The sequence below is a fragment of the Citrobacter amalonaticus genome (assembly GCF_018323885.1).
Taxonomy (GTDB): Bacteria; Pseudomonadota; Gammaproteobacteria; order Enterobacterales; family Enterobacteriaceae; genus Citrobacter_A; species Citrobacter_A amalonaticus.
On record NZ_AP024585.1, the window covers coordinates 3,263,967 to 3,277,045 of the forward strand.

The following is a 13,079-nucleotide window of genomic DNA, read 5'->3' on the forward strand; positions in this document are numbered from 1 at the left end:
GCTGACACAGACCGCGTGTCAGCCTAAAAAATAAATTAATAATGCAAATTACTCTGACGGAAGCGTCGGGACTTCACTGTCAAACCAGGTTTTATAAATTTTATCGTAGGTACCGTCAGCGATGATTTTCTTCAATCCCGCGTTAATCTTTTGCTGTAATTCGGTATTCCCTTTGGCGACCGCAATACCAAAATACTGGCGCTCAAACTTGGCATCCGGCACAAGCTTGAACTGTTTTTCCGGATGCTGCTTGATGTAGTATTTCACCACGCCAACATCGCCAACCGCCGCGCTGACGCCATCTTCAAACAATTCCTGCAGCATTAACGGCGTGTTGTCGAAACGCTTAATTGCGGTGCTGTTTTTCCCGAGAACGCCAGAAACCACAATGTCGCCGGTGCTGGAGTTAACGACGCCAACCTTTTCCGTTTTCAGCGAGTCCAGAGAACTCACTTTTGAATCAGCCGGAACGACAATGGACTGCTCCGCCGGGAAATAAGGAAGAGAAAAATCCACCATCTGCTTACGTTTATCCGTGATGGTGATCCCCGAGATAATGATGTCGCGATCCCCGGAACCCAGCGTCGCAAAGATACCTTCCCACGGCGTGTTGACCAGTTTGACATCAAAATTTTCTGCTTTAGCAATGGCTTTAATAATATCGATATCAAAGCCTTCCAGTTGTTTCTGGCTGTTTTCAAATTCAAATGGGCGATAGGTGCCACCCGCGCCGACCACGTAGGTTTCTTGTGCTGCAAAAGCGGCCCCGGTCAACGCCATCATCAAACATCCTGCTTTTATCCACTGACTGAACATTCCCTTCTCCTGTTATTTTTATGCACATTTACTGCATAAAAATACCCAAACTACTTTCCTTATGCAATCACAATCTGCTCCGCGGCTTACCTCGCCGAAACGCCGCTTAGCGTGTCGCTTTCACCGTCTTAACGCCTTCTTGCGCCATCGCGACAAACGCCCTGGCGGCGGCGCTTCGCCAGGCGCCTTTGCGCTGCAATAATACGGCCGTGCGTTCGAGCAGTTGTGGCGTCAGTGAAATGGCCCGCAGATCGTTGCTTTGCAACGCGATAGGCGCAGGCAATAGCGTGGATAATCCCGTGCGCCGCACCAGTTCCAGCACCGCGCTGATGGAATTAACCTCCATGTGGATCTGCGGTTGCAGTCCAGCCTGACGACAGTAACGATCAATCTGTTCCCGGGTAGCAAACTCCGCGCTCAATAAAATCAACTTTTCATTATTGAGCACGCTTAAATCCACCGACGCTTGTGCCGCCAGCGGATGATGATTTGCCACAACCAGGGCCAGATTTTCAGTCAGCAACGGCTGTGCATCGATATCCGCAGAGTGAATCTCATCAAAAGCAATGCCAACATCCAGTTTATCGTTGACCAGCCTCTCTTCGATGTTGTCCTGCGAGAGCTCCTGCAACTGTAAAGTCACATTAGGATAGCGGGTATAGAATTTGGCCAGTAACGGGCCGATAAACCAGGCGGTAAAGGTAGGCGTCACCGCGACGCGCAGGGTCCCCCGGCTCAGATCCTCCACATCATGAATGGCACGTTTGCCCTCTTCCAGCGCCTGTAGCGCGCTACGCGCATAGCACAGATAAACCTCTCCCGCATCGGTCAACCGGGTCAAACGCCCGCTACGATCGAACAACTGAACGCCCAGCGCCTCCTCCAGTTGCCGGATTTGCTGTGAAAGCGCCGGTTGCGAAACGTGCAGCGCCGCCGCTGCGCGAGTGAATCCGTGATGTTCCGCGACGGCAAGAAAATAGTGAGTGTGTCGATCCAGCATCGCCTTTACCCATAAGATTTTCCAATAATCTCAATTATAAATGAGTCTTTTATCTTATGATATGAAGTGCGTAGCCTGTGTCCATCGCATAGCGAGACAGAGGATTATTCGTGAAAGAGATTATTGATGGCTTCCTGAAGTTTCAGCGCAAGGTCTTTCCTGAACGCGCGGAATTGTTCAGACGCCTTGCCACCCAGCAAAATCCCCGGGCGTTATTCATCTCCTGTTCGGACAGCCGCCTGGTTCCCGAACTGGTCACGCAGCGCGAGCCTGGCGATCTGTTCGTGATCCGTAACGCCGGAAATATTGTGCCGTCATACGGGCCGGAGCCCGGCGGGGTAACCGCCTCGGTGGAATACGCCGTCTCTGCGCTTCGCGTCAGCGACATTGTGATCTGCGGACACTCAGACTGCGGTGCGATGACCGCCATTGCCGGCTGTCACTGCCTGGATCATATGCCTGCCGTCAACCACTGGTTGCGTTATGCGGACTCCGCTCGCGTCGTTAACGAGTCACGAATGCACACCTCTTTGGCTGAGAAAACGGCCTCAATGGTGCGTGAAAACGTCATCGCGCAACTCGCCAACATCCAGACCCATCCCTCCGTGCGCCTCGCGCTCGAAGAGGGGCGCATCGCGCTACACGGCTGGGTTTACGACATCGAAAGTGCAGAGATTGCCGCTTACGACGGTGCCAGCAGACAGTTCGTCTCTTTGGCGAAAAACCCAGACACCTGCGCGATGCCTTACCGCCAGCCATCCGCAGCCTGAGCTATTTTTTAACGTATCAATGAGGATTCATCATGATTCAGTCGCAAATTAACCGTGATATTCGCCTGGTCCTGGCTGACCAGATCCTGCTGAGCAAAGCCAAAAAGGATCTCACATTTGCCCAGCTTGCGGACGGTACCGGCTTATCCGAAGCCTTTGTCACCGCCGCGCTGCTCGGTCAACATGCCCTCCCGGCCGATGCTGCGCGCCTCATCGGCGAGAAGCTGGCCCTCGACAGCGATGCAGTCCTGTTGTTACAGACCATTCCCCTGCGCGGCAGTATTGACGATCGCGTACCGACAGACCCGACGATGTACCGTTTCTATGAGATGTTGCAGGTTTACGGCACCACGCTAAAAGCGCTGGTCCACGAAAAATTTGGCGACGGCATTATCAGCGCCATAAATTTCAGGCTGGATGTAAAAAAAGTGGCGGATCCAGAAGGTGGCGAGCGCGCCGTGATTACTCTGGATGGTAAGTACTTGCCAACGAAGCCTTTTTAATCCATCAGAACGGTACGCGCAGGCGTATCGTTCTTCTTTTATTTGCTCACAGGAGTAAAGCATGTCTGCACATGATAACTATCTGCAACAGGCGTTGGCCCTGGCGGCCCGTAACGTTGAACAGGGTGGACGCCCGTTTGGCGCGGTCATTGTCCGCAACGGCGTCGCGATCGCCGAAGCCGTCAATACGCTGCACCTGGATGATGATCCCACCGGACATGCGGAACTCAATGCCATTCGGGCGATTGCTGCCCATTCAGGCAGTGCAGCGCTCCGCGAATGCGTGGTTTACGCCAGCGGACAACCGTGCCCAATGTGCCTTAGCGCGATGTATCTCACCGGGGTGAAAGAGGTCTGGTTCGCCAACAGCAATGGCGACGGCGAAACGTTCCGTCTTTCTACGGCTGCCATTTATCAGCAACTACAGCAGCCTCTCGAGCAGCAAACCCTGCCCGTTCATCATCTTCCGCAGCCTAACGGTCTGGCGGTGTATCAACGCTGGGCTGAAAAACAGTCATGAACAAAACTCCCCGCGTTGGCCTGATGCTGCTGGTTCTGGTGCTGATAGGCCTGAACATGCGTCCGCTGCTGACTTCTGTCGGCCCGCTTCTGCCACAGCTGCGCGCCGCCAGCGGCATGAGCTTTGCCGTGGCGTCGCTGCTCACGGCGCTACCGATGATCGCCATGGGCGCGTTGGCGCTGGCTGGCGGGTGGATCAATCGCCATATCAGCGAGCATATCAATGTCGCCTTGAGTTTGTTGATGGTGATGACCGGCGCGTTGCTTCGTGAACTGGCGCCGCACAGCGTTGTGCTGCTCAGCAGCGCTCTGCTGGGCGGCATTGGTATCGGGATCATTCAGGTGGTGATGCCCACGGTGATTAAGCGTCTTTTTCATCGCCGCATGCCGCAGGTGATGGGACTCTGGTCGGCCGCATTGATGGGGGGCGGGGGACTCGGGGCGGCGCTGACGCCGTGGATCGCGCAACACAGTGAACTCTGGCATCGCTCGCTGGCATGGTGGGCCTTGCCCGCGCTGATTGCTCTGGTTGGCTGGCTAGCACAACGCCGCTCCGCAGAGATGCCGCTCACTTACCCGAAAGGTACCGCCGTGCGCGTCGTCCTCAACCCGCGAGCCTGGACGCTGGGGCTTTATTTTGGCGTGATCAATGGCGGTTACGGCAGTCTGATTGCCTGGCTGCCGCCGTACTATATTCAACTGGGCAAAAGTGCACAGTTCAGCGGTACGCTGCTGGCGCTGATGACCGTCGGTCAAACGGCGGGAGCGCTCATATTGCCTATGCTCGCGCATCATCAGGATCGCCGTAAATTGCTGCTTTTCACGCTGGCACTACAGATGCTCGGCTTTTGTGGTTTTATCCTCTGGCCTGCGCAATTGCCGATTCTCTGGGCGGTGGTGTGCGGTATCGGCCTGGGCGGCGCGTTTCCTTTATGTCTGGTGCTGGCGCTCGACCATGCCCGACATCCGGTAATCTCCGGTAAATTAGTCGCTTTCATGCAGGGGATTGGTTTTATTATTGCTGGCCTCTCTCCCTGGCTCTCTGGTCTCTTGCGCAGTCTGAGCGGCAATTACTGGCTTGACTGGACGTTCCATGCCCTCTGTATCGCCGGACTGATGGCGCTCACAGTGCGTTTCGTTCCCACACGCTATCCACAGGAGTGGTCAGTCGCCGAATAAGGCACGAACGGAAGAACAGAGGATTAACCGGGTCGTTTCGGGGGGGCTGACAACGAAAGTGCCAGTTGGCTGGCACTTTCCCACAGGACGCGACAACCCAATATAAAAATGGCAATCATCAATAATAATGATTTATTGCCGTGCAAATTAACGCTTACCGTAACCCACCATAAAACGAATGATCAGGCCGCAGGCAGGTGAAAGAAAAAGAAACAATCCTGTGACCATTTCATCACCCGCAGTCAACCACATCGTAGTGTAGTATATCAGCACTGCCAGAACGACCATGCCAAGAAGCGCGCTAATGGCTGATATCCAACCTAAAACCTGCGCGATATACCCGCTGACACCCAGCATACTCGCGAGCAGAAAGGCTAAAAAAAAGATCATCGCTGTACCTCCTTTTTGCGTGAACTCCAAACCTAAATCCTTACTCTCCTTATACTTTTCATCATAAACTAAAGCGCCACCACCAGCAAATTTCACAACTTTTTTATAACAAGTCTAATTATACGAATATTCCGCATTGTGCTTTTCTAACCTTATTAAAAACAAATAATTAAAAAACACGCCATTATCCTTTATACGCCATGCAAATATTTACGCTTCTTGATTAATTATTTGTGGCTGACATTAATCCCCTGATGGTACATTATACGTCCAGCATTCATGCCCCTCGTGGTTTTATCCTGACGCAGTTTTACACTCTTAGCAGGAACCATTGTCGTACATGATGGCCTAAGACATTGAGTGTACCGCGTTGGAGAATTCATCTTCTGCGATACAAAAATGGGTATCTATAGAAGGTGTTTATGTTCCCAACATGCAAATTTTCCCGCGCGTTTCTGCATCCGCGTTACTGGCTCACCTGGTTTGGCCTCGGTGTGCTTTGGTTATTGGTGCAACTGCCCTACCCTGTTCTGTGCTTTCTCGGCACCCGGACGGGCGCACTGGCGCGCCCCTTACTGAAACGTCGCGAGTCTATTGCCCGCAAAAATCTTGAGCTCTGCTTCCCGTCTTATTCTCCGGAACAGAGAGAAAAGATGATTGAAGAGAATTTCCGTTCTCTCGGGATGGCGCTGCTGGAAACCGGTATGGCCTGGTTCTGGCCTGACCGTCGCGTGCGTAAATGGTTTGATGTTGAGGGACTGGAAAACCTACAGCGCGCGCAGGCGCAAAACCGCGGCGTGATGGTCGTTGGCGTTCACTTTATGTCACTGGAACTGGGTGGCCGGGTAATGGGGCTTTGCCAGCCGATGATGGCAACCTATCGTCCACACAACAATCCGCTGATGGAATGGGTACAGACCCGCGGACGGATGCGTTCGAATAAAGCGATGATCGGCAGAAACAATCTGCGCGGTATCGTCGGTGCCCTGAAAAAAGGGGAAGCCGTCTGGTTTGCCCCCGACCAGGATTACGGCCCGAAAGGCAGTTCTTTCGCGCCGTTCTTCGCCGTTAAAAACGTAGCGACCACTAATGGTACCTATGTGTTGTCGCGCCTGTCAGGTTCCGCGATGCTCACCGTAACGATGGTCAGAAAAGCCGGTAATTGCGGCTACCGTCTGTATATCTCACCAGAGATGCAAGGCTACCCGGCGGATGAAAATCAGGCTGCTGCCTATATGAACAAGATTATCGAGAAAGAGATCATGCGCGCACCCGAACAGTATCTCTGGATCCATCGCCGCTTTAAAACCCGTCCAATGGGTGAAACCTCACTCTACATTTAAAAAAGGCCGCAAGGCCTTTTTTATTGCCTGTCACTCGCCAATAACCTTGATTATGTTATGGTTTTTATCCTCGTTTTTCAGGTCGTCAATCGCGTCGCTCAAATGTGATTTATTACCCTCTGCAATTATACTGTCGCCGAATCACGACAGTTGTAAGTTACTAAAAGTAAATAAAAAAATCCCTCTTGTCTCGCCTCATTTTTAGGCGTACATTAGCGCCGTCTGGAGCAATCAACGCACAGAATTCTGAGGTGGTGCCGTAAACGAAATGAGGAATATTCTGGGTTTCGTTTTTACCGGTATCAGCTCTCTATAATCAGATGAGATGAAATTCATTCAGGCGTATCAGTTATTGCGCGGAGAGATGAAAGTGAAATATTTCTTTATGGGCATTTCTTTTATGGTCATCGTTTGGGCCGGTACGTTTGCTCTGATGATCTAAAGACAACAATGCAGCAAAAAAACAGGAGCCGATGGCTCCTGTTTGCGTTTGGAAGGACTGGGTTTTACTCAAGTGTCTCAGAGGGTGATTTCGTCCCGGCTGGCAGCAAGCCATCGGCGCGGAACATTGATTTAATCCCTCTGATCGCCTGACGAATGCGATCGCGGTTCTCAATCAGCGCGAAGCGGACATGGGTATCGCCGTAATCACCAAAACCAATGCCTGGCGATACACATACTTTGGCGTCGTTCAGTAGTTTCTTCGCGAAGTCCAGCGACCCCATGCCGGCATACTGTTCCGGGATCTTCGCCCATACGTACATCGAAGCCTTCGGCATTTCGACCATCCATCCGGCCTCATGCAGGCCTTTCACCAGCACGTCACGGCGACGCTTATACTGCTCGGCGATATCCCGTACGCACTGCTGATCGCCTTCCAGCGCCGCAATCGCCGCAACCTGCAACGGGGTAAACGTCCCGTAATCGTGATAGCTCTTAATCCGCGCCAGCGCGTTGACCAGCGTTTTGTTACCGACCATAAAGCCAATACGCCAGCCGGCCATGTTGTAGCTTTTCGACAGGGTGAAAAATTCCACCGCCACGTCGCGAGCGCCAGGCACCTGCATGATGGACGGCGCTTTCCAGCCGTCGTAAACGATGTCGGCATAAGCCAGATCGTGCACCACCAGCACATCGTAACGCTTCGCCAGCGCGACCACTTTCTCAAAAAATTCTAACTCAACGCACTGTGCCGTCGGGTTAGACGGGAAGCCGAGGATCATCATCTTCGGCTTTGGATAACTTTCGCGAATCGCACGTTCCAGCTCGTTGAAGAAATCGATACCTTCCACCAGCGGAACAGAACGGACCTGCGCGCCGGCGATCACCGCACCGTAAATATGAATGGGATAACTGGGGTTCGGCACCAGCACCGTATCACCGTGATCGAGCGTGGCCAGCATCAGATGCGCCAGCCCCTCTTTTGAGCCGATGGTGACAATCGCTTCGGATTCCGGGTCGATATCGACATCATAACGTTCCTGATACCACCGGGAGATGGCCCGACGCAGACGCGGAATACCGCGAGAAGTTGAATAACCGTGCGTATCCGGGCGCTGCGCCACGGTACACAGTTTTTCGACGATATGAGGCGGCGTCGCGCCGTCCGGGTTCCCCATGCTGAAGTCGATAATATCTTCGCCGCGCCGACGCGCAGCCATCTTCAGTTCAGCGGTGATGTTAAAAACGTAAGGGGGAAGACGATCAATACGCGTAAAGCGACGTTCAGGGCGAGAGTCAGCCATAATTTCCTCAGATTCACGTTAGCGCCCGGACCGTCCGAGCGACGCTGCCACGATGGTGGCACGTTTAGAAAATAGCCTGATTAAAATCCTTCTGTCGAGAGGGAAAGGAAAATATTTTTTCGTTCACCAAAAGAGGAATAACAATTTTAAAAGGGGAAATAACAGGTTTTCGACACCACTCAATATTACCTTCTAATAACATTTTGTTGCCATGATGATAACTATGAAAGCAGGCATTTTATGAGATGTATTGTAAATACACCAATCAACCATCAATCCCCTTTTAAAACCATGGTTTTTCCTCATTAGCCGCAAGATCTCAGCAGGCTGGTCATCCCCTCTGAGGTTACCTATCATAGGGCTTTAATCCTTTGGCAAGAGTCCCCCCGTGCACGAAATATTTACCATGCTGCTGGCCGTGTTTGACCGCGCAGCGCTGATGCTATTTTGCCTGTTCTTTCTCATCCGCATCCGCCTGTTTCGCGAGCTGCTGCATAAATCTGCCCATACGCCAAAGGAATTGCTTGCTGTCACCGCGATTTTTTCGATGTTCGCGTTGTTCAGTACCTGGTCTGGTGTACCGGTAGAAGGATCGCTGGTGAACGTGCGGATCATTGCCGTAATGTCCGGCGGCATCCTGTTTGGTCCGTGGGTCGGCATTATTACGGGGGTGATCGCAGGAACGCACCGTTACCTGATCGACATTGGCGGCGTGACGGCAATCCCCTGCTTTATTACCAGCATTCTGGCGGGCTGCCTCGCGGGCTGGATTAACCGCAGGATCCCCAAAGCCCAACACTGGCGCGCCGGGATTTTAGGCGGCATGCTTTGCGAAACGCTGACGATGATCCTGGTGGTCCTCTGGGCGCCAACCACTGAACTGGGGCTGGATATTGTCTCGAAAATCGGTATTCCGATGATCCTCGGTAGCGTCTGTATCGGGTTTATCGTGCTGCTGGTTCAGAGCGTTGAGGGGGAAAAAGAAGCGAGCGCCGCGCGGCAAGCCAAGCTGGCGCTGGATATCGCCAATAAAACCCTGCCCCTGTTTCGCAAGGTCAACAGCGAATCGCTGCGCCAGATCTGCGACATCATTCGTCACGATATCCACGCCGATGCGGTCGCCATTACCAATACCCAGCATGTGCTGGCCTACGTCGGCGTCGGGGAAGCAAATTACCGCAACCACGATGACTTCGTCAGTCCGACCACTCAGCAGGCGATCAATCACGGTGAAATCATCATTAAAAACAATGATGAAGCGCACCGCACCCCGGAGATCCACTCCATGCTGGTCATTCCATTATGGGAAAAAGGTGTGGTGACCGGTACGCTAAAAATTTACTACTGTCACGCCCATCAAATCACCTCATCATTGCAGGAGATGGCGGTGGGTCTGTCGCAAATTATCTCAACCCAGCTCGAAGTCTCCCGCACCGAGCAATTGCGGGAAATGGCAAATAAGGCAGAGCTACGTGCGCTGCAAAGCAAAATTAATCCTCATTTCCTGTTTAACGCCCTGAACGCGATTTCGTCATCGATTCGACTTAATCCGGACACTGCCCGTCAGCTCATTTTTAATTTGTCGCGTTATCTGCGCTATAACATTGAGTTAAAGGACGACGAACAGATCGACATCAAAAAAGAGCTGTATCAAATCAAGGATTACATTGCCATTGAACAGGCCCGTTTTGGCGACAAGCTGACCGTGATTTATGATATTGATGAAGAGGTCAACTGCTCCATTCCCAGCCTGTTGATACAACCGTTAGTGGAGAACGCCATCGTCCACGGCATTCAGCCCTGCAAAGGGAAAGGCGTGGTAACGATTAGCGTCGCCGAGTGCGGCAACCGGGTGCGCATTGCGGTAAGGGACACCGGCCACGGTATCGATCCGAAAGTGATCGAGCGCGTGGAGTCCAACGAAATGCCGGGCAATAAAATTGGCCTGCTTAATGTCCATCATCGCGTTAAGCTGCTATTTGGTGAAGGCCTGCATATACGCCGCCTGGAACCAGGCACCGAAATCGCCTTTTATGTCCCCAACCAGCGTTCGGCAACGGCTACGCCCGCCACGTTATTGCTTTAAGCCGGAGTAACACTGTGAAAGTCATCATCGTTGAAGATGAATTCCTCGCCCAACAGGAACTCAGTTGGCTGATTAAAGAACATAGCCAGATGGAGATTGTCGGGACGTTTGACGACGGTCTGGATGTGCTGAAGTTTTTGCAGCATCAGCGCGTTGACGCCATTTTTCTCGATATCAATATTCCGTCTCTGGACGGCGTTCTGCTGGCGCAAAATATCAGCCAGTTCGCCCATAAGCCGTTTATTGTGTTTATTACCGCGTGGAAAGAACATGCGGTTGAAGCGTTCGAACTGGAAGCGTTTGACTATATTCTCAAGCCGTATCAGGAATCGCGAATTGTCGGAATGCTGCAAAAACTAGAGGCGGCCTGGCAGCAGCAACAGTCTGGCGCTGCTGGGGTTGGGCCCGTGGCGCGTGAAAATGACACCATCAATCTAATTAAAGATGAGCGGATCATCGTTACCCCGATCAACGATATCTATTATGCCGAAGCGCATGAGAAAATGACGTTTGTTTATACGCGGCGGGAATCGTACGTGATGCCCATCAACATCACCGAGTTCTGCAACAAACTGCCGCCTTCGCATTTTTTCCGCTGTCACCGCTCGTTCTGCGTCAACCTGAACAAGATTCGCGAGATCGAGCCGTGGTTCAACAATACCTATATTCTGCGGCTCAAGGATCTGGAATTTGAAATTCCCGTAAGCCGCAGTAAGGTGAAAGAATTCCGCCAGTTAATGCATCTGTAGTCGGCTGAACTGTGCTGTTGCGCGGAAGCACAAAAAAATCAAACTTTGAGCATTTTAACCGTGGACTCGATATCAATCTCATCTTCCGAGAAGATTAATGTCGTGCCCTGGAAAGTGGTGATCGCCAGTTTTTTTACCGTGCGCATTTCACCCGGTGTCGCCGTAGTTTTCGGTCGGATGTTGCTCATCAGTAGCCCGACAGAGAGCACTGCATTTTCTTTATCAATCGGCGTGTCGGCCGGGATCTCTTCACTGAATACCACGAAGGACTTAATCGAGGTGAGCTTAAGACGCTCGCCCGCGATATAGATATATTTGCTGTCCGGCACGACCTTCACCGCATACGCAGAAAGACCTTTGTTGTTGGTGGTGGGCTCAAAGGTTACCGCCGCATCTTTCTTGAGAAGCTCAGGGTTGGCAACCTTAATCACATGAAAATAGCGATTATCGCCGTTCTCATCTTTGATAAATCCAAAACCTTTATCTTTAAACCACGTTGTGATTGTTCCGTTCATCGCCATTACCGTCTGGTTAATCCACTCAATTTTTTGCAGCGCGCAGTGTAAAGCACATTGCCTGCGCAGGCCACGTCTTTGGCTTAAGTCTGGATGATTAATTTTAGCGACGCGAGAGAAAGTAAAGCCGCCGTCATTCGCCGGTCGGCTGAAAATGGGTTATCATCCGCACCCACTTTCCCGTCGGGCAGCCTGATGTCTACGATTATTGATACCTTTATTGCCCCACCGTGCAACGACGAGATAGAGACGCTCTATCAGGACGATCACCTGCTGTTGATCAATAAACCCAGCGGGCTGCTCAGTCTTTCAGGGAAAAATCCACAAAATCTCGATTCGGTACACTATCGGCTGGTTCAGCAATATCCTGGCTGCACGCTGGTCCACCGTCTGGATTTCGGCACGTCCGGACTGATGGTCGTGGCGCGTAATAAGGCCGTCAATGCCGCCCTCTGCCACCAGTTCAGCCAGCGCACCGTCAGTAAAGTCTACAGCGCATTGCTCTGCGGACATCTGAACGCTGACGAAGGAGTGATTGATGCGCCGATAGCCAACGATCCGGCACGGTTCCCGCTGATGTCAATTAGCCCGGTCAATGGCAAACCCGCGCGGTCACGTTATCAGGTCGTCGCACGAATTAACCAACCGCAGGACGACGGAACTATACTGCCGTTGACGCGGGTCCAGCTCACGCCGGAGACCGGACGTACGCATCAGCTACGTATTCACTGCCAGCTGTTGGGGCACCCTATTCTGGGTTGCGACCTGTATGGCGGTCGCCTGCTGCCCGGTACAGAACAAACCGCACGGCTGATGCTACACGCCAGCGAATTACGCTTTACTCACCCCATTAGCGGGGAGCGCATCAACGTGCATCACGCCGCGCCGTTCTGAATACGACTTACCACATCAGATCATCAGGCACTTTAAAATCAGCATACGGATCGTCTTCATCCTGCTCTTCCTGACTCAACGCGCTGTGCAATACGATGCTGGTTGCGTCACGCTGCGCAATTTTATCGGCGACGCTGGCCGGGATAATCGCGTATTCGCTCTCGGCGCTGTTATCGGTAGACAAACGCGCAATCGCCAGACGTCCGTTAATCAACTGCGTCTGGGTCAGTTTATCGACGTAGATTTTCTTGATGAGATTGTTATCGGTGAAGTTAAAGCCAATGTCGCCTTTTGCGACAGTGATACGATTCATTTCAATCAGTTGCTTTACCTGGGCTTTAAATTCTTTCGCCAGCGTCGCCTGCTTTTGCTGCTCACTGAGCAGCTTGTCACGCTCAAGCTGTGCCTTTTTATTCTCTTCAACTGCCTCTCTTGCCTCACGAGCCTGCACGCGTGATTTTTTAGCCGTTCTCTGGACTTTCGCCATTTTTTTGCTGGTTACTAAACCCGCTTTTAGCATCTGCTCTTGTAAGGTAAGTTTCGTCATCTTTACTTATAAACCTGTGGAAT

At 52.2% G+C, this 13,079-nt stretch carries 15 protein-coding genes; 9 read left to right on the forward strand and 6 right to left on the reverse strand.

The annotated features are described in order from the left end of the window. Positions 1–48: 48 nt before the first annotated feature. Positions 49–816 carry a basic amino acid ABC transporter substrate-binding protein gene (locus KI228_RS15535; protein ID WP_042317722.1) on the reverse strand — a complete coding sequence of 256 codons (768 nt, stop codon included), beginning with the start codon at positions 814–816 and terminating at the stop codon, positions 49–51. A gap of 106 nt (positions 817–922) precedes the next feature. Further along, complete coding sequence (cynR, locus tag KI228_RS15540) at positions 923–1,816, reverse strand: transcriptional regulator CynR (RefSeq protein WP_090049571.1); 894 nt, start codon at positions 1,814–1,816, stop codon at positions 923–925. Between the two features lie 110 nt (positions 1,817–1,926). Between cynR and KI228_RS15545 the strand changes: the two genes are divergently transcribed. The 4 genes from KI228_RS15545 to KI228_RS15560 all read left to right on the forward strand — a co-directional run bounded on the left by KI228_RS15545 (position 1,927) and on the right by KI228_RS15560 (position 4,787). Then, entirely contained in the window at positions 1,927–2,586 is a 660-nt protein-coding gene (locus tag KI228_RS15545; protein WP_042999948.1) for a carbonic anhydrase, read from the forward strand. A gap of 32 nt (positions 2,587–2,618) precedes the next feature. Next, the gene (cynS, locus tag KI228_RS15550; protein WP_044258425.1) at positions 2,619–3,089 is read left to right on the forward strand and encodes a cyanase; all 471 of its coding nucleotides are present in this window, start codon (positions 2,619–2,621) and stop codon (positions 3,087–3,089) included. 61 nt (positions 3,090–3,150) lie between these two features. Beyond that, the gene (locus KI228_RS15555; protein ID WP_042999946.1) at positions 3,151–3,609 is read left to right on the forward strand and encodes a nucleoside deaminase; all 459 of its coding nucleotides are present in this window, start codon (positions 3,151–3,153) and stop codon (positions 3,607–3,609) included. Next, entirely contained in the window at positions 3,606–4,787 is a 1,182-nt protein-coding gene (locus KI228_RS15560; RefSeq protein WP_061069812.1) for a cyanate transporter, read from the forward strand. Before KI228_RS15555 ends, KI228_RS15560 begins: the two co-directional genes overlap by 4 nt. Positions 4,788–4,934: 147 nt before the next feature. Here KI228_RS15560 and KI228_RS15565 read toward each other — a convergent pair whose 3' ends face one another. Further along, entirely contained in the window at positions 4,935–5,177 is a 243-nt protein-coding gene (locus tag KI228_RS15565) for a DUF2545 family protein (protein ID WP_042999944.1), read from the reverse strand. A 422-nt stretch (positions 5,178–5,599) separates the two neighbouring features. Between KI228_RS15565 and lpxP the strand changes: the two genes are divergently transcribed. Both lpxP and ypdK read left to right on the forward strand, forming a co-directional pair. Beyond that, positions 5,600–6,520 carry a kdo(2)-lipid IV(A) palmitoleoyltransferase gene (gene lpxP, locus KI228_RS15570; protein ID WP_044267791.1) on the forward strand — a complete coding sequence of 307 codons (921 nt, stop codon included), beginning with the start codon at positions 5,600–5,602 and terminating at the stop codon, positions 6,518–6,520. A 370-nt stretch (positions 6,521–6,890) separates the two neighbouring features. After that, positions 6,891–6,962, forward strand: coding sequence for a membrane protein YpdK (gene ypdK, locus KI228_RS15575; RefSeq protein ID WP_010723117.1), 72 nt, complete (start codon positions 6,891–6,893; stop codon positions 6,960–6,962). A 64-nt stretch (positions 6,963–7,026) separates the two neighbouring features. Here the strand turns inward: ypdK and alaC are convergent, their stop codons facing one another. Then, the gene (gene alaC, locus KI228_RS15580; RefSeq protein ID WP_042999942.1) at positions 7,027–8,265 is read right to left on the reverse strand and encodes an alanine transaminase; all 1,239 of its coding nucleotides are present in this window, start codon (positions 8,263–8,265) and stop codon (positions 7,027–7,029) included. A gap of 388 nt (positions 8,266–8,653) precedes the next feature. Between alaC and KI228_RS15585 the strand changes: the two genes are divergently transcribed. After that, positions 8,654–10,351, forward strand: a complete 1,698-nt coding sequence (locus tag KI228_RS15585) for a sensor histidine kinase (RefSeq protein WP_090049569.1) — start codon at positions 8,654–8,656, stop codon at positions 10,349–10,351. Positions 10,352–10,365: 14 nt separating this feature from the next. Then, complete coding sequence (locus KI228_RS15590) at positions 10,366–11,100, forward strand: LytR/AlgR family response regulator transcription factor (protein ID WP_042999940.1); 735 nt, start codon at positions 10,366–10,368, stop codon at positions 11,098–11,100. Positions 11,101–11,138: 38 nt separating this feature from the next. On the opposite strand, the gene KI228_RS15595 is transcribed toward KI228_RS15590, so the two are convergent. Then, positions 11,139–11,621 (reverse strand): cold-shock protein, encoded by a 483-nt coding sequence (locus tag KI228_RS15595; RefSeq protein WP_042999939.1) that lies wholly within the window; start codon positions 11,619–11,621, stop codon positions 11,139–11,141. Positions 11,622–11,810: 189 nt separating this feature from the next. Here KI228_RS15595 and KI228_RS15600 point away from each other — a divergent pair, with 189 nt between their 5' ends. Then, positions 11,811–12,509, forward strand: coding sequence for an RluA family pseudouridine synthase (locus KI228_RS15600; protein ID WP_044258416.1), 699 nt, complete (start codon positions 11,811–11,813; stop codon positions 12,507–12,509). 7 nt (positions 12,510–12,516) lie between these two features. Here the strand turns inward: KI228_RS15600 and KI228_RS15605 are convergent, their stop codons facing one another. Further along, positions 12,517–13,056 carry a DUF2058 domain-containing protein gene (locus KI228_RS15605; RefSeq protein WP_042999937.1) on the reverse strand — a complete coding sequence of 180 codons (540 nt, stop codon included), beginning with the start codon at positions 13,054–13,056 and terminating at the stop codon, positions 12,517–12,519. Positions 13,057–13,079: the final 23 nt, after the last annotated feature.